This is a genomic window from Enterococcus sp. DIV1767 (assembly GCF_050542585.1).
Lineage (GTDB): Bacteria > Bacillota > Bacilli > Lactobacillales > Enterococcaceae > Enterococcus_D > Enterococcus_D innesii.
On record NZ_CP172936.1, the window covers coordinates 1,165,782 to 1,182,694 of the forward strand.

17 protein-coding genes and 1 other annotated feature are annotated in these 16,913 nt (G+C 43.2%); of the genes, 16 read left to right on the forward strand and 1 reads right to left on the reverse strand.

The genetic code is table 11. The features are described 5' to 3' along the window. The first annotated feature begins 76 nt into the window (after window positions 1-76). The 10 genes from IGI78_RS05675 to argS all read left to right on the forward strand — a co-directional run bounded on the left by IGI78_RS05675 (window position 77) and on the right by argS (window position 11,010). Entirely contained in the window at window positions 77-1,234 is a 1,158-nt protein-coding gene (locus IGI78_RS05675; RefSeq protein ID WP_081118773.1) for a galactokinase, read from the forward strand. 41 nt (window positions 1,235-1,275) lie between these two features. Then, window positions 1,276-2,274, forward strand: a complete 999-nt coding sequence (gene galE / locus IGI78_RS05680) for a UDP-glucose 4-epimerase GalE (RefSeq protein WP_081118772.1) — start codon at window positions 1,276-1,278, stop codon at window positions 2,272-2,274. Window positions 2,275-2,277: 3 nt separating this feature from the next. After that, window positions 2,278-3,762 (forward strand): UDP-glucose--hexose-1-phosphate uridylyltransferase, encoded by a 1,485-nt coding sequence (gene galT / locus IGI78_RS05685; protein ID WP_081118771.1) that lies wholly within the window; start codon window positions 2,278-2,280, stop codon window positions 3,760-3,762. A 32-nt stretch (window positions 3,763-3,794) separates the two neighbouring features. Then, on the forward strand, window positions 3,795-4,775 hold the full coding sequence (locus tag IGI78_RS05690; RefSeq protein WP_081118770.1) for a LacI family DNA-binding transcriptional regulator: 981 nt from the start codon (window positions 3,795-3,797) through the stop codon (window positions 4,773-4,775). A gap of 263 nt (window positions 4,776-5,038) precedes the next feature. Next, window positions 5,039-5,764: a tRNA (adenosine(37)-N6)-threonylcarbamoyltransferase complex dimerization subunit type 1 TsaB gene (gene tsaB, locus IGI78_RS05695; protein ID WP_081118769.1), complete on the forward strand. Its 726-nt coding sequence runs from the start codon at window positions 5,039-5,041 to the stop codon at window positions 5,762-5,764. Continuing rightward, on the forward strand, window positions 5,748-6,290 hold the full coding sequence (gene rimI / locus IGI78_RS05700; RefSeq protein ID WP_005237007.1) for a ribosomal protein S18-alanine N-acetyltransferase: 543 nt from the start codon (window positions 5,748-5,750) through the stop codon (window positions 6,288-6,290). The genes tsaB and rimI (IGI78_RS05700) overlap by 17 nt, the downstream gene beginning before the upstream one ends. Then, window positions 6,283-6,756, forward strand: coding sequence for a ribosomal protein S18-alanine N-acetyltransferase (rimI, locus tag IGI78_RS05705; protein ID WP_081118768.1), 474 nt, complete (start codon window positions 6,283-6,285; stop codon window positions 6,754-6,756). The genes rimI (IGI78_RS05700) and rimI (IGI78_RS05705) overlap by 8 nt, the downstream gene beginning before the upstream one ends. Further along, window positions 6,749-7,768, forward strand: coding sequence for a tRNA (adenosine(37)-N6)-threonylcarbamoyltransferase complex transferase subunit TsaD (gene tsaD, locus IGI78_RS05710; RefSeq protein ID WP_077452619.1), 1,020 nt, complete (start codon window positions 6,749-6,751; stop codon window positions 7,766-7,768). Before rimI (IGI78_RS05705) ends, tsaD begins: the two co-directional genes overlap by 8 nt. A gap of 135 nt (window positions 7,769-7,903) precedes the next feature. Continuing rightward, window positions 7,904-8,917: an ornithine carbamoyltransferase gene (argF, locus tag IGI78_RS05715; protein ID WP_077452618.1), complete on the forward strand. Its 1,014-nt coding sequence runs from the start codon at window positions 7,904-7,906 to the stop codon at window positions 8,915-8,917. Window positions 8,918-8,996: 79 nt separating this feature from the next. Next, window positions 8,997-9,190: a binding site (T-box leader), on the forward strand. A gap of 128 nt (window positions 9,191-9,318) precedes the next feature. After that, window positions 9,319-11,010: an arginine--tRNA ligase gene (gene argS / locus IGI78_RS05720; RefSeq protein ID WP_081118767.1), complete on the forward strand. Its 1,692-nt coding sequence runs from the start codon at window positions 9,319-9,321 to the stop codon at window positions 11,008-11,010. 81 nt (window positions 11,011-11,091) lie between these two features. On the opposite strand, the gene IGI78_RS05725 is transcribed toward argS, so the two are convergent. Then, a complete protein-coding gene (locus IGI78_RS05725; RefSeq protein WP_005236999.1) occupies window positions 11,092-11,562 on the reverse strand; it encodes an arginine repressor in 471 nt (156 codons plus the stop codon). A gap of 301 nt (window positions 11,563-11,863) precedes the next feature. Between IGI78_RS05725 and rpsB the strand changes: the two genes are divergently transcribed. From rpsB to IGI78_RS05755, 6 genes are all read left to right on the forward strand, one after another. Continuing rightward, window positions 11,864-12,652 carry a 30S ribosomal protein S2 gene (gene rpsB / locus IGI78_RS05730; protein ID WP_005229426.1) on the forward strand — a complete coding sequence of 263 codons (789 nt, stop codon included), beginning with the start codon at window positions 11,864-11,866 and terminating at the stop codon, window positions 12,650-12,652. 110 nt (window positions 12,653-12,762) lie between these two features. After that, window positions 12,763-13,644, forward strand: a complete 882-nt coding sequence (gene tsf / locus IGI78_RS05735; RefSeq protein ID WP_005229432.1) for a translation elongation factor Ts — start codon at window positions 12,763-12,765, stop codon at window positions 13,642-13,644. Between the two features lie 147 nt (window positions 13,645-13,791). Then, on the forward strand, window positions 13,792-14,514 hold the full coding sequence (gene pyrH / locus IGI78_RS05740; protein WP_005229433.1) for a UMP kinase: 723 nt from the start codon (window positions 13,792-13,794) through the stop codon (window positions 14,512-14,514). A gap of 1 nt (window position 14,515) precedes the next feature. Continuing rightward, a complete protein-coding gene (frr, locus tag IGI78_RS05745; protein ID WP_077452616.1) occupies window positions 14,516-15,073 on the forward strand; it encodes a ribosome recycling factor in 558 nt (185 codons plus the stop codon). A 191-nt stretch (window positions 15,074-15,264) separates the two neighbouring features. Further along, on the forward strand, window positions 15,265-16,065 hold the full coding sequence (locus IGI78_RS05750) for an isoprenyl transferase (protein ID WP_081118766.1): 801 nt from the start codon (window positions 15,265-15,267) through the stop codon (window positions 16,063-16,065). Continuing rightward, window positions 16,062-16,868 (forward strand): phosphatidate cytidylyltransferase, encoded by an 807-nt coding sequence (locus tag IGI78_RS05755; protein ID WP_077452615.1) that lies wholly within the window; start codon window positions 16,062-16,064, stop codon window positions 16,866-16,868. Before IGI78_RS05750 ends, IGI78_RS05755 begins: the two co-directional genes overlap by 4 nt. Window positions 16,869-16,913 lie beyond the last annotated feature (45 nt).

Below are 16,913 nucleotides of genomic sequence, written 5' to 3' on the forward strand. Positions count from 1 at the left end.
GGGATTGAAAACGCTTGAAATGATTTAGTAAATATTTTACAATAAGTTTACTAAAAAGAAAGTAGGAGTGAGAAAAATGGAGCAATTGCAACAGATCTTTATTGATAAATTTGGAACAGCAGGCACAGGCATGTATTTTGCGCCAGGGAGAATCAACTTGATCGGTGAACACACAGATTACAATGGCGGTTATGTTTTCCCGGCGGCAATCACATTAGGGACGTATGCAGTAGCACGAGAACGTGAAGACCAGTTGATCCAACTCTATTCAGAAAACTTTCCAGAAAAAGGCGTAATTTCCTTTTCGTTAGATGAGCTGGATTACCGAAAAGAAGATGATTGGACAAACTATCCAAAAGGGGTCGTTCGTTTCCTAAAAGAAGCGGGGCAAGGGATCGATCGTGGCTTTGACATCGCTTTTTATGGCAACATTCCCAATGGCGCAGGTCTTTCTTCCTCTGCATCGATTGAATTGCTGACGGGGGTTTGTCTAAAAGATCTCTTTGATTTAACCCTGACGACCTTGGACTTAGTTAAAATCGGCAAAAAAGTCGAAAATGAGTTTATTGGCGTTAACTCAGGGATCATGGATCAATTTGCGATCGGAATGGGTCAAAAAGACCATGCATTGCTTTTAGATACGAACACTTTAAATTATGAAGTCGTACCAGCGGCATTTGGCGATTATGTCGTAGCGATCATGAATACCAATAAGCGCCGCGAATTGGCTGATTCTAAATACAATGAACGACGTGCAGAATGTGAAGAAGCATTAGCTCGTTTGCAAAAATCATTAGCCATTGATTCATTGGGCGCATTAGACGAAGCAACCTTTTTTGCAAATACAGCATTGATCGATGATCCACTCTTGATCAAACGGGCGAAACATGCAGTGACGGAAAACCAACGGACATTAAAAGCAAAAGCCGCTTTGACTGCTGGTGATCTTGAAGAATTCGGCCAATTGTTAAATGCCTCCCATGCTTCATTGCGGGATGATTATGAAGTGACAGGGCGTGAACTAGATACATTAGTCGCAGCTGCTCAAGCGCATCCTGCTGTTTTAGGTGCGCGGATGACTGGTGCGGGCTTTGGCGGCTGCGGGATCGCATTGGTCAAAGCAAGTGAATGGGCTGATTTTGAAGCGTCCGTCAAAGCAACCTATTTAGCAGAAATCGGCTACGCAACCGACATTTATCAAGCAAGTATTGATGATGGTGCACGAAAACTGTAGAATAAGAAACGATGAAGGAATGAAGAAAGAAGGCTGAAAATATGGCGATTTTAGTATTAGGAGGAGCCGGCTATATCGGTTCTCATGCAGTCGATCAATTGATCGGACAAGGAAAACAAGTCGTTGTCGTTGACAATTTGCTGACAGGACATCGCCAAGCGATCCATCCAGCAGCAACCTTTTATGAAGGAGATATTCGCGACAAAGCATTTTTACAATCGGTATTTGAAAAAGAAACGATCGATGGCGTGATTCACTTTGCTGCCAGCTCTTTGGTGGGAGAATCCGTAGAAAAACCATTGAAGTATTTCAACAATAATGTGTATGGGATGCAGGTCCTCTTAGAAGTGATGAAGGAACATCAAGTGAAACATATCGTCTTTTCCTCTACAGCAGCAACTTATGGGGAACCTGACCATAGTCCAATCACGGAAGAAACCCCAACAAATCCTAAAAATCCATATGGCGAAAGCAAGTTGATCATGGAAAAAATGATGCGTTGGTGCGATGAAGCCTATGGAATGAAGTATGTCGCATTGCGTTATTTCAATGTGGCTGGCGCGAAGTCGGATGCTTCGATCGGTGAAGACCATGATCCAGAAACACACTTAGTACCGATCATCTTGCAAGCTGCTTTAGGACAACGTAAAGAGGTAGCGATTTTTGGGGAGGATTACGATACTCCAGATGGTACTTGTGTCCGCGATTATGTTCATGTCGAAGATCTGATCGCTGCTCACCTGTTGGCATTAGAGTATTTACAAAAAGGCAATGAGAGCAATGTCTTCAATCTAGGCAGCAATCATGGGTACTCTGTGAAAGAAATGGTGGAAGCTGCCCGCAATGTAACGAAAAAAGAGATCCCAGCCAGAGTGGCGCCGCGCCGTGCCGGTGATCCAAGTACCTTAGTGGCATCGAGTGAAAAAGCACGAAAGGTTTTAGGCTGGAAACCAGTCTATACCGACGTCGAAGCAATCATCGAAACTGCTTGGAATTGGCATGTCAGCCATCCAAATGGGTATCAAGGGCAGGAGGAATAACCAATGACGATCAGCCAAACAATCAGCGATTTCGTCACTTTAGCAATCAAGGCTGGCGGCTGGATGGAAATGGATCGTATTTATTTGCAAAACCGAGTACTAGCCATGATCGGGGAAGCTGTTTTTAAGCCCAGCGAAATTCGTTCTGTTGCTCGTTCCTCGATTGAATTGATGGACGAACTAGTGGCATGCGCTTTGAGCAATCAGCAAATTGGTGATTCTCAAGCAGAAAGAGAAATCTTTGAAGCCCAGTTGATGGACTTTTTGACGCCACCACCTTCAGTAGTCAATGCTTTTTTTGCGCAGCATTATGCCAATGATCCTAAAGAAGCGACGGATTATTTCTTTGAGCTGTGCCGTCAAAATGATTACATCAAGACCCGGGCCATCGCTAAAAATATCGTCTTTCCTGTTGATACGGAGTATGGGGAGATCGAGATCACGATCAATTTGTCAAAACCTGAAAAAGATCCCAAGCAAATTGCCCAAGAAGGTGCCGCTGCTTCTGTAGATTATCCGAAATGTATGTTGTGTTTGGAAAATGAAGGCTACCAAGGACGAGTCAATTATCCAGCACGGACCAACCATCGGATCATTCGCATGAATTTGGATAATGAAGCATGGGGCTTTCAATATTCTCCATACGCCTATTACAATGAGCATTCGATTTTTCTCTCTTTAGATCATCGTCCTATGAAAATCAATTTGCAAACCTTTGCTCGCTTGTTGCAGATCATTGAAGTGATGCCGCATTATTTTGTCGGGTCCAATGCCGATCTGCCGATCGTTGGTGGTTCGATCTTGTCTCATGACCATTATCAAGGAGGACGGCACACGTTTGCCATGGCAAAAGCGCCGATCGAGCAACGCTTTTCTTTGACTGGTTTTCCTGATGTCGCTGCGGGGATCGTGAAGTGGCCAATGTCGGTGATACGACTACAAGCGAAAAACAAACAAAAATTAGCCGCCGCTTGCCAATATGTGTTAGCACAATGGCAACAGTACTCAGATCCAAGTGTTTCGATCAATGCCTTTTCAGAAGATGGAACGCCTCATCATACGGTGACACCGATCGCACGCAAGCAAGGAGAGCTGTTTGAAATGGACTTAGTCTTGCGGGATAATAATGTTTCCGAAGAACATCCTGACGGCATTTTTCATCCGCATCAAGAAGTGCAGCATATCAAAAAAGAAAATATCGGATTGATTGAAGTCATGGGCTTGGCAGTTCTCCCACCGCGTTTAGCTCCGGAACTAGAAGAAGTGACTGCTTATCTATTGGATCAGCCCAATCAGATCGCGGCATACCATATTCCTTGGGCAGATGCGATCAAAGCCCAGTACCCAGAATGCAATGCCGAAAACGTGTCGCAGATTTTACGTCATGCATTAGGGGAAGTCTTTACACAAGTATTGACGCATGCAGGCGTCTTCAAACGAGACCAGACAGGACAAGCGGCCTTTGCTCGCTTTATAGCTACTTTATAAAAAAGTTCCCCGCAAAAAAAGGAGGCTGGAAGATGGCAACGATCAAAGATATTGCACAACAGGCTGGCGTCTCGCCAGCCACTGTATCACGGGTGCTGAATTACGATTCAGAATTATCGGTCAGCTCTGAAACCAAAGAGAAAATTTTTAAAGCCGCAGAAGCACTCAATTACACAAAACATAAAAAGAAGAGTCAGCCGGAAACCAGTAGTATGCGCTTGATCCAATGGTTTGATACCGAGGAAGAATTAGCGGATCTTTACTACTTAGCGATCCGTATCGGGATTGAAAATAAAACCGAAGAATTAGGGATTCGGTTGCTGAAAGAACCTTATGAAGGATTGACTGATACCGCCGTCGATGGAACGATTGCACTAGGAAAATTCGATGATCACCAGATTCGACAATTGAAAAAAAGCCAATCCAATTTGTTGATGGTCGATTTTGACGCATTGTCCCAGGGCGTCAATTCTCTGGTGGTGGACTTTCAACAAGCGGTGGATTTAGTGATCGATGACTTTATTGCAAAAGGCCACCAAAGGATCGGTTTGTTATCAGGCGTTGAGTTTACCAAGGATCATCACCAAGAAATCGAAGACCCTCGGCGCCGGATTTTTGAGGAACGGCTCCGCCGGTTGAAGTTGCACCACCCGCAATATCATCTCAGCGCACCCTTTACAGTAGAGGGCGGTTATGAGGCGATGAAAGAGTATTTGCAGCAAAACAAAGAGTTGCCAAGTGCTCTATTTGCTTCCAGTGATGCCTTAGCGATTGGCGCTATGCGTGCTTTGCAAGAAAAAAACATCAAGATTCCTGATGAGATTGCAATTATTGGCTTCAATGATGTCAGTGTTGCAAAGTACGTCTTTCCGACTCTGTCAACTATCAAAGTTCATACGGAATGGCTGGGAGAGTTGGCAGTAACGACCTTGCTGGATATAATTACGAATGCAGCACCCGTTCCTCGCAAAGTTACGATCGCAACGGAACTGATTACGCGCCAATCTTCCTAGCAACCAGTTGAATCAACGAAGGATGTCGTTACACACGCAACTGAGTTTTAATGGAATAACAAAAAAATGCATATCGCCTTACCCGAACCTTTAAACAGCCTCGTCGGTTTGCAGCTGCAGCCGCGCTTGCTTTTTTCAAAGGTTCGGGTATTGTTGTCCTATTGCTTTTTTTCTAAACGCAGGCATCTTTTTGGAGACTTGGTTGGGCATTTGATTAGAATATGGTAGAATATGAGAGAGTTTTTTGAATGGGGAGAAGATAGATGAAAACATTAGCGATTGATACCTCAAACCAGACACTGGCGGTTGCGGTGGTCGATGGTCAAGAAGTGTTGGGACAAAGCCAGACGATGGCGATCAAAAACCACAGCACAGCATTGATGCCTGCCATTGATGGATTGATGCAAGCGGTGGGGATGGCACCTAAAGAGCTGGAGCAAATCGTTGTTGCGAAAGGTCCTGGTTCGTATACAGGTTTGCGAATCGGCGTCACAACAGCAAAAACGCTGGCACAAACATTGAACATCCCGCTGATTGGTGTTTCTAGTTTGAAAACAGTCGCTGCCAATTGCGTGGGCGTATCTCAAGTGATCGTTCCGTTGTTTGACGCTCGCCGTCAAAATGTCTACGCAGGTGCCTACCAATGGCATAATGGGACCTTAGAAACAAGGATCAAAGACCAGCATATCTCACTGTCTGAGTTATTGACCCAGCTAAAAGCAGTCGATAGTCAAGAAGTGCTATTTGTCGGCGCCGATACCATCAAATTTAAAGACATGATCGAGGCGGAGCTGCCGACAGCCCATATCAATCAAGTGTCGTTATGGAATTACCCGAATGGCGTGGTTTTAGCTGCTATTGCGAAAGAAGAAGCGCCGGTAGCTTCGATCCATGATTTTGTACCAGACTATTTAAAATTAGTTGAAGCCGAAGAAAAATGGTTAGCCTCGCATGAACCGGGAGTGGATGCCTATGTTGAAAAAATTTAAAACGATGACGGGAAAGCTGGCTCTTTTCCGTCAGATTCAATACCCAGAGCGTAAAAAAGAGATACGAGGGGAAACATATGTTGTTCGTGAATTAGTCGGTGATGACATTAAAGAGCTGTTGCAGGTGGAGCGTCTCGTGTATGCTGGGGAACTGCCTTGGACCAAAAGCGCCTTTTTGTCAGAGCTTTATTCACGGGTCAAACATCTTTATTTGGGCATCTTGCATAATGAGCGGATGATTGGGTTTATCGGGGTGCGGATTTTAGGCGCTGATGCCCATATCACCAATATCGCGATCATTCCTGATTATCAAGGAAAAGGGATCGGTTCTTTCTTGCTAGGAGAAATCGAACGTTATGCAAGGAAAAACAAATGCGACCGTTTGACATTAGAAGTTCGCCTGGGCAATCGTGATGCGCAACGTTTGTATCGGACCCTCGGGTTTGTTTCACAGGCGATCAAAACGGCGTACTACACCGAAGGCAATGAAGACGCATTGGATATGGTGAAATTTTTAAATGACTAACGAACAAGCAGATCAAACGATCCCGACACCGCAAATGCTTTGGTCATTGGCAGATCAGAGCTATCCCTTTGGCTCGCCTTGGAATCTACAGCAATTTCAACAAGATTTGCAAAACAGCAACAGTCGCTATTTGTTCCGTTATGGAAAAACTAATCAAGAGCTGATTGGGTTTCTCTGTTTTCAGCAAGTGCTGGATGAAGCAGAGCTGTTTAATGTAGCGGTTTTACCAGCATATCAAGGGCAAGGTTTGGCGAAAGAATTGTTGAAACGAATGGAAACGATCGTGGAACAAACTGATGGTCGGCGAATCTATCTTGAAGTGCGCGTGTCGAATTTGCAAGCACAAGCTCTTTATTTACGTATGGGCTATACAGTCATCGGTCGTAGAAAAAAATATTACAGTCATCCTGAAGAGGATGCGTTGATTATGGAAAAGAAAGTAGGCGGACAAAAATCAAATGAATGAGTTGATTTTAGCCATTGAAAGCAGTTGTGATGAAACAAGTGTGGCAGTGATTAAAAACGGTGACACCATTTTAAGTAACATTGTTGCTTCGCAGATCAAGAGCCACCAGCGCTTCGGCGGTGTCGTACCAGAAGTCGCTAGTCGTCACCATGTTGAACAGATTACTTTATGCATCGAGGAAGCATTGACACAGGCTGACACACAGCCTGAAGAATTATCAGCTGTTGCTGTCACCTATGGTCCAGGGTTGGTTGGGGCATTATTGATTGGACTTTCTGCAGCGAAAGCCTTTGCCTGGGCCCACAGCTTACCACTGATTCCGGTCAATCACATGGCAGGACATATTTATGCAGCTCGTCTAGTGAAGCCATTGGTTTTTCCTTTAATGGCATTATTGGTCAGCGGTGGCCACACCGAATTGGTGTATATGGCAGAAGATGGCTCTTTTGAGATCATCGGTGAAACGAGAGATGATGCCGCTGGAGAAGCCTATGACAAAGTCGGTCGTGTTCTGGGTTTGCCTTATCCTAGTGGAAAAGAAATTGATCGCCTTGCGCATCTAGGCAGTGATACGTATCACTTTCCTCGAGCAATGATACAAGAAGATAATTTTGATTTTAGTTTCAGCGGCTTGAAGAGTTCCTTTATCAATTTTGTGCATAATGCACAGCAAAGAGAGGAAGCTTTGTCAGTAGAAAATCTAGCAGCTAGTTTCCAAGCCAGCGTTGTCGAAGTATTGGTTCATAAAACGTTGCGGGCATGCCAAGCCTATCCAGTAAACCAGCTGATCGTCGCTGGCGGGGTCGCCGCGAATCAAGGGTTGCGTGACGCTTTACAAGAAGCGATGCAGGAATTGCCGGAAGTGGAATTGTTGATTCCACCATTGCGTCTTTGCGGAGATAATGCGGCCATGATTGGTGCCTATGCCCATGTTGCGTTGAAAAAGCAGCGCTTAGCAGACCTTTCATTGAATGCTGATCCAAGTGTCAGCTTTGCCCATCCGATTTCTTAAGATGATAGCACCTAAGATCCGTTCTTAGGTGTTTTTTTGTTTCATTTATGAGCAAACAGAAGATTTCGTTGTATTTTATTTCATCATTTGATATCATTGTGTATATTTATTAATTAATGGAGGGGCGGGTATGCAATGACATCGGTTTTTAAAGGACGCAGTTTTTTAGCAGAAAAGGATTTTACTAAAGAAGAACTACAATATTTGATTGATTTTTCCCAGCACTTGAAAGGGATGAAGGCCAACAATCAACCACATCGTTATTTAGATGGCAAAAACATTGCACTTTTGTTTGAAAAGAATTCGACACGGACGCGAGCAGCCTTTACGGTTGCAGCGGTAGATCTGGGGGCGCATCCGGAATTTTTAGGGGCCAATGATATTCAGTTGGGGACTAAAGAATCCGTTGAAGATACCGCCAAAGTATTCGGCCGCATGTTTGACGGGATAGAGTTTCGCGGCTTTAGTCAGCAAGTTGTCGAAGATCTGGCCAACTATTCAGGCGTACCTGTTTGGAATGGCTTAACGGATGAATGGCATCCAACACAAATGATCGCTGATTTTTTGACTATTCAAGAAAACTTTGGTGAGCTGACTGGCTTGACCATCGCATACTGTGGGGATGGGCGCAACAATGTCGCCAATTCTTTGTTAGTGACTAGTGCGATTTTAGGGGTCAATATTCATGTCGTCACCCCAAAGGCCTTGCAGCCAGAAGCAACCATCATCGCACAGGCACAAGCCTATGCCAAGGAATCTGGGGCAAAGATTTTGGTGACTGATGATGTGGATCAAGGTGTTCTAGGCGCCGATGTCGTGTATACCGATGTTTGGGTATCAATGGGTGAAGAAGAAAAATTCCAAGAACGGATCGAACAGCTGCTGCCGTATCAAGTAAACCAATCGTTGATGAAAAAAACCCAAAATGATCAAGTGATTTTTATGCACTGTTTGCCGGCTTTTCATGATGATCAGACCACGTATGGCAAAAAAGCAGCGCAGGCGTATGGAATTTCTGAGATGGAAGTCACTGATGAGGTCTTTCGCAGTAAGTATGCCCGTCAATTTGATCAAGCCGAAAATCGTTTGCACTCAATCAAAGCAATCATGGCAGTGACTGCCGGAGATCTATTTATTCCTAAAGTATAAAATAATTTTTTTTGAAAATGCCAAAATCTCGCTAGCCAAACAAACATTTCTTTGCTATACTTTCTGGGAAGTAAATAGCCTTGATTTGATGAAACAAGAGAAGTAGCGATTCGAGTATCAGTTAGCGAGTTCGGGGTGGTGGAAGCCGAATTGATCAGATTGTGAAACGCACTTGTGAGAATTTGCCAAGCAAACGGAATTCTGCCGTTATCAGAAAAAAGTGGGTCCGAAAAGGACAATCAGAGTGGTACCGCGGGAAATCTCGTCTCTAGTGCATGTTATGCGCTAGAGGCTTTTTTTGTTTTTATCAATCATTTCTTGCATAAAAAACATACAGCTGTTTGCTTGCTTCAAACAACTTTTCATCAAAACATGGGCTCAGTCATTATAGGAGGGATACTATGAATAACAAAGAAATCGTCGCACAAGCGATCCATCAAGTAGTAAAAGAAGATCTATCGATCGAACAAGTTCAGCAATTACTGGAAAATCCAAAGTCAGCCGACCATGGGGATGTGGCATTCCCAGCCTTCTCGCTAGCAAAAGTCTATCGGAAAGCGCCGCAGCAAATTGCCGCAGACTTAGCAGAAAAAATCGATCAAGCGTCTTTTGAAAAAATTGAAGTGGTCGGTCCATATTTAAACTTCTTTATGGATAAAAAAGCAATCTCTGCCCACGTCTTAGAGCTGGTTCTCAAAGAAAAAAATCATTTTGGCGATCAAACCATCGGCAATCAGCAAGCAGTACCGATCGATATGTCTTCACCAAATATTGCCAAACCCATCTCAATGGGGCATTTGCGTTCCACTGTGATTGGTAACTCGATCGGCTTTATTTTAGAAAAAATCGGTTATCAGCCAATTCGCATCAACCATTTAGGCGACTGGGGCACACAATTTGGGAAATTGATTGTTGCCTATAAAAAGTGGGGGTCAGAAGAAGCGGTCAAAGCGGAACCAATCAACGAACTATTACGTTTGTATGTTGATTTTCATGAAGCAGCCGAGACAGATAAGCAATTAGAAGATGATGCGAGAGCTTGGTTCAAGAAACTAGAAGATGGTGACCAAGAAGCAATGGATTTGTGGCAATGGTTCCGTGATGAATCATTAAAAGAATTCAATAAAATCTACGATATTTTGGAAGTTTCCTTTGATTCATTGAATGGCGAAGCTTTCTATAATGATAAGATGACAGAAGTCGTGGAATTATTAGAAGAAAAACACTTGCTGAAAGAAGACCAAGGGGCAGAAATCGTTGATTTGGCTGCCTATGACTTAAATCCAGCCTTGATCCGCAAATCCGATGGTGCGACCCTTTACATCACACGGGACATGGCTGCCGCACTGTACCGCAAACGGACCTACAACTTTGCAAAATCATTGTACGTGGTAGGGAATGAACAAAGTTATCACTTCAAACAATTAAAAGCTGTTTTGAAGGAAATGGGCTTTGAGTGGGCAGATGATATGACCCACGTACCATTTGGGTTGATCACCAAAGATGGGAAAAAACTGTCTACAAGAAAAGGCAAGATCGTTCTTTTAGAAGAAGTATTGAATGAAGCGATCGATTCAGCAAAAGAACAAATCACTGAAAAGAACCCAACCCTTGAAAACAAAGAAGAAGTAGCAAAACAAGTTGGTGTCGGGGCAGTCGTTTTCCACGATTTGAAAAATGACCGTTTGAATAATTTCGACTTTACGCTAGAAGAAGTTGTCCGTTTTGAAGGAGAGACCGGTCCTTACGTGCAATACTCTCATGCCCGTGCCATGAGCATTCTTGAAAAAGCCAACTTTGATCCCGCTGCTGTCAGCAGTCTGGCGTTGGCAGACGCTGAGAGCTGGGAAGTTATCAAATTGATCCAACGCTACCCAGAAACGGTCATGCAAGCGGCGGAAAAATATGAACCATCCGTCATTGCCAAACATGCCATCAAATTGGCACAGGCCTTTAATAAGTATTACGCCAATGTGAAAATCTTGGCTGAAGATGCGGAAAAAGACGCACGTCTGGCTCTAGTTTATGCAGTAACGACCTTATTAAAAGAAGATTTACGGTTGCTTGGTTTACATGCACCCGACAAAATGTAACAAAAAAGCTGTATCCTTGTTTCGACAAGGACACAGCTTTTTTGTAGTAAAAATACAGATAGGTCACATTTGTTCAGTGTTTTATAAGACCGCGTGGTTTCTGATAAATTGATAAAATGTTTCGGCGTCTTCGTCGCTGCGGGAAATCACCGCTACTGTATCAAAGCCCGCCAACGAGCATACTTTTTCTGGCATGGTCACTTCATCGATCGCTGCCGAAAGCAAAGGCGCATTGTCCGCAACGGTATGGATCAAGGTCATGAATTGCACACGATCTACTTTAGTGACAACGTCTTCGATCATCTGTATCAAGCGCTGCTCTTCTTCTTTTTCATCCTCAGAAGCTTGCATTCCTTGAAAAATGACAAACTTTGTCTGACCTGACTCATCAGGTACTTTCACGATTTTCAAATCACGAATATCGCGAGAAATGGTCGCTTGCGTGGCGGAGACTCCTTGGACTTCCAATTGCTGCAATAATTCTTCTTGCGTGCGTACAGTATGTTCAGTAATGATTTGTCTAATAAGTAAATGGCGATCAGCTTTTCGCATAGGTAAACTCCTTTAAGCATGATTGATTAAGTCAGCCTTATCATAGCAGATAACACCGAAAAAACCTAGATATAATAAGAAAAGAATTAGAACGTTAAAAAAAAGCCGAACCACGAATCGTAGTTTTTCATTTGAATCAGTTGCATTTCTTTTTTAGCTACTGTATACTGTTTAAGGCGTGAGTTTTTCACGTCAATCCCACATCTTGTTCCATCTGCGAAGCGGTGCTGATCGATTCAGTTCTTCAAGGAGTAAAAGAGCAAGAGAGGAAAACAAAAAACCAAATTGGAGGAAACACAACATGGCAGTAATCTCAATGAAACAATTACTAGAAGCCGGCGTACACTTTGGTCACCAAACTCGTCGCTGGAACCCAAAAATGAAGAAATATATCTTCACAGAAAGAAACGGCATCTACATCATTGATTTGCAAAAAACAGTGAAATTAGTAGACGCAGCTTACGACTACATGAAAAATGTTGCTGAAGAAGGCGGCGTTGCATTGTTCGTAGGTACTAAAAAACAAGCACAAGAAGCAATCAAAGAAGAAGCAATCCGTTCAGGTCAATACTATGTTAACCATCGTTGGTTAGGTGGAACTTTGACAAACTGGGAAACAATCCAAAAACGTGTTGCTCGTTTGAAACAAATCAACAAAATGGAAGAAGATGGCACATTTGCTGTTCTTCCTAAAAAAGAAGTCGTTGGCTTGAACAAAGAGCGCGAACGTCTTGAAAAATTCTTAGGCGGTATCGCTGATATGCCAAGAATTCCAGATGTAATGTACGTTGTTGACCCACGTAAAGAACGTATCGCGATCCAAGAAGCACGCAAATTGAATATCCCGATCGTAGCGATGGTCGATACAAACTGTGATCCAGACGAAATCGATGTTGTTATCCCATCAAACGATGACGCTATTCGTGCCGTTAAATTGATCACTGCGAAAATGGCAGATGCTTTCATCGAAGGTAACCAAGGCGAAGACCAAGTAGCAGAAGAAGATTTTGCTGCTGAATCAACAGAAAACGCAACTTCAATCGAAGAAATCGTTGATGTTGTCGAAGGCGACAACGCATCAGCTGAATAATAAATGATGGAGCTGTTTCAAAGGCTAGGCGCCAAGCCTCACTCTCCTTTGAAACAGCTTTTTTTAAAGACAAGCAATCTTGTTTAAAAACATTTAGGAGGAAACAAAAAATGGCAGAAGTAACAGCTAAATTAGTAAAAGAATTACGCGATATGACTGGTGTAGGAATGATGGACGCAAAACGTGCATTAGTTGAAGTAGAAGGCGACATCGAAAAAGCCGTAGACTTATTACGTGAAAAAGGTATGGCAAAAGCTGCGAAGAAAAACGACCGTATTGCTGCTGAAGGATTAGCATCTGTAGCGATCAACGGCAACACAGCAGCAATCGTTGAAGTGAACTCAGAAACTGACTTCGTTTCTAAAAACGAAATGTTCCAAGACTTAGTAAAAGAAATCGCTGAAGTAATCGCAGCGAACAAACCAGCTGATATGGATGCTGCTTTAAAATTAGAAACTTCTAAAGGCACAATGGATGCTGCGTTGATCGAAGCAACACAAGTAATCGGAGAAAAAATCAGCTTCCGTCGTTTTGAAGTTGTTGAAAAAGATGACAATGCTGCTTTCGGCGGTTACCTACACATGGGCGGACGTATTGCTGTATTGACTGTTCTTGAAGGAACAACTGACGAATCAGTTGCGAAAGATGTTGCGATGCACGTTGCAGCGATCAACCCTCGCTACGTGAACGAAGCACAAATCTCTCAAGAAGAATTGGATCATGAAAAACAAGTCTTGACAGAACAAGCATTGAACGAAGGCAAACCAGCGAACATCGTTGAAAAAATGGTTGAAGGACGCTTGAAGAAATTTAAAGCAGAAATCGCTTTGGTTGACCAACCATTCGTTAAAGACCCAGATATGACAGTTGAAAAATATGTTGCATCAAAAGGCGCAACTGTGAAATCTTTTGTCCGCTTTGAAGTCGGCGAAGGTATCGAAAAACGCGAAGACAACTTCGTTGAAGAAGTAATGAGCCAAGTGAAAAAATAATTCTGTTCCTCGAACAGATGGGAACGCATGGAAGTGCGCTCCCTTTTTTTAAGCAAAAACGGTTTTTGAAGAAATAGTGTAGATAATTTTCAACGAAAGAGCACCAATATGCTACAATAGTATTGGAGAATGTACGGAGGAATCATGATGGGCAAACCAAAATATCAACGTGTTGTATTAAAATTAAGTGGTGAAGCATTAGCGGGTGACGAAGGCTTTGGGATCAAACCACCGACGATCCAAGAGATCGTTAAAGAGATCAAGGAAGTCCACGAATTAGGTGTACAGATGGCAATCGTGGTCGGCGGCGGAAACATTTGGCGTGGACAAATCGGCGCGCAAATGGGGATGGAAAGAGCCCAAGCTGATTACATGGGCATGTTAGCGACTGTGATGAATGCTTTAGCATTACAAGATACACTAGAAAACGCTGGTGTACCAACGCGTGTCCAAACTTCGATCGAAATGCGTCAAATCGCAGAACCTTATATTCGTCGCAGAGCAGAACGTCACTTAGAAAAAGGGCGGGTCGTCATTTTTGCCGGCGGAACCGGAAACCCTTATTTCTCAACTGATACGACCGCAGCCTTACGGGCAGCTGAAATCAACGCCGATGTCATTTTGATGGCAAAAAACAATGTTGATGGCGTCTACTCAGCAGATCCTAAAACGGATCAAAGTGCTGTGAAATTTGAAGAATTGACTCATTTAGAAGTCATTTCTAAAGGATTGCAAGTAATGGATTCAACCGCAAGTTCATTAAGTATGGACAACGATATTCCATTAGTCGTATTCAACTTGAATGAGCATGGAAACATTCGCCGCGCCATTTTAGGTGAACATATTGGAACGACAGTAAGGGGGAAATAACATGGCTGACAAAATTTTAACAGAAGCAAAAGACAAAATGAAAAAAGCAGCAGAAAACTTGCAGCGGGAATTAGGACAAATCCGTGCTGGCCGCGCGAACGCGAGCATCTTAGACCGCGTAATGGTTACTTATTATGGTGTACCAACACCCTTGAACCAAATGGCTTCAATTACGATTCCAGAAGCAAGAATTTTGATGATCACACCTTTTGACAAAACAATGATCCAAGAAGTAGAAAAAGCTATCATGCAAAGTGATGTAGGGATTACACCTGCCAATGATGGAACGGTGATTCGTTTGGTGATTCCTCAATTAACGGAAGAACGTCGTAAAGAATTAGCAAAAGATGTGAAAAAAGAAGCTGAAAATGCGAAAATCGCCGTCCGTAACATTCGTCGGGATGCCATGGAAGCTTACAAGAAACAAGAAAAAGCTGGCGATATCACAGAAGATGATTTGCGAGAATCTGAAAAAGAAGTGCAGACTGCTACAGATAACAGCATCAAAGAAATCGATGCCATCGCAGCTGAAAAAGAACAAGAATTACTTGAAGTTTAAAAGGAATGACGAAGAGTCGCTTCAGCGGCTCTTTTTTTATGGGCGAAAGTAGCTCATGTACTTGAATATGACAGCTGTTTTTTTGTTTTTTCTTAATATAGAAATCTTTTCTTGGTTTTCATAGGCAAGAAATCTGATTATTGTTATAATGTAAAAGATGAATTTCAAGAATTGGAAGAGGAGCGAATACGATGCTGCGTTTTTTTCCACAAAAAGACAAATATATCAAAGAAGCGGCTGAACATGAATTTGATCCATCACTGCCGATTCCCCAACACATCGCGATCATTATGGATGGCAACGGCAGATGGGCGCAAAATCGGCGCTTGCCAAGAGTAGCTGGCCACAAAGAAGGCATGGAGACGGTAAAGAAAATCACGAAACACGCTTCACACTTAGGTGTGAAGGTATTGACGCTTTATGCATTTTCGACAGAGAATTGGAAACGGCCGAACGAGGAAGTAGACTTTTTGATGCAACTGCCCGTCGACTTTTTCGACACCTTTGTTCCTGATCTGATCAAAGAAAATGTTCAAGTCAAAGTGATGGGGTTCACGGATTCTTTACCCGCGCATACACAAGAAGCGGTCAAGCGAGCGATCGACCAAACCAAAGATAACACCGGGATGATCTTGAATTTTGCTTTAAATTACGGCAGCCGCGCGGAAATTTTGACAGCTGTCCAAGCACTTTATGAAGAACTCTCAGCTTCCGGCGAAGCTCTACCAGAGCTCACGGAAGACATGCTGGGGACGCATTTGATGACTGGTTTTTTACCAAACGCGTTACGTGATCCTGAATTGGTGATTCGAACGAGTGGTGAGGAACGTATCAGTAATTTCTTATTATGGCAGATTGCATACAGCGAGTTATTCTTTACAAAGGCGCTCTGGCCTGATTTCGATTCTGCGTTATTAGAGGACGCGATTGGGAGCTTTCAACAACGAAACCGGCGTTTTGGCGGTTTGAAAACGAAGGAGGAAGAAGAGTGAGACAACGTGTAATCACTGCGGTCGTCGCATTAGCCTTTTTCCTGCCAATTATTTATATTGGCGGCATTGCCGTCGAATTGCTGGCAGCAGCAATGGCAGGAATTGGTGTTTATGAATTATTTCGAATGAAAGGATTAGCTATTTTCAGTTTTGAAGGAATTCTTTCAATCCTCGGAGCGGTAATCTTAGTTTTGCCTCAAGAACGCTGGTTTTTCTTTTTGCCAGAGGGGACAGATAAAAGTGCCTTGTTTTATCTGATCGTTCTTTTGTTACTAGGGATCGCGGTTATTTCGAAAAATACGTATACCATCGATGAAGCTGGCTTTCCGGTGATCGTTAGCTTATATACCGGTGTCGGGTTTGAACGTTTTTTGACGGCACGGTCAGCAACGGATGGCTTAGTCGTTTTAGTTTTCGGTCTCTTTATCGTGTGGGCAACGGATATTGGGGCATACATGGTGGGACGACGTTACGGTCAACGAAAATTATGGCCGGAGATTTCTCCTAATAAAACCATCGAAGGGGCCCTAGGCGGGATTGCTGCTGCGGTGGTCGTAGCTGGTTTGTATCTATTAGCATTTCCTGGGAAAGATTATTTTGGACACGGTAGTGCCATGATGATTTTATTGACGGTCCTCTTTTCGATCGCTGGGCAATTTGGTGATTTAGTGGAATCGGCGATCAAACGTCATTATGGCGTAAAGGATTCAGGGAATATCCTGCCAGGTCACGGGGGAATCTTAGATCGCTTCGACAGCATGTTGTTTGTGTTTCCAATCATGTATTTATTTGGCGTCTTTTAGAAAATATTTAAGAAGTGCAGGCTTGGCTTGCGCTTCTTTTTTTAA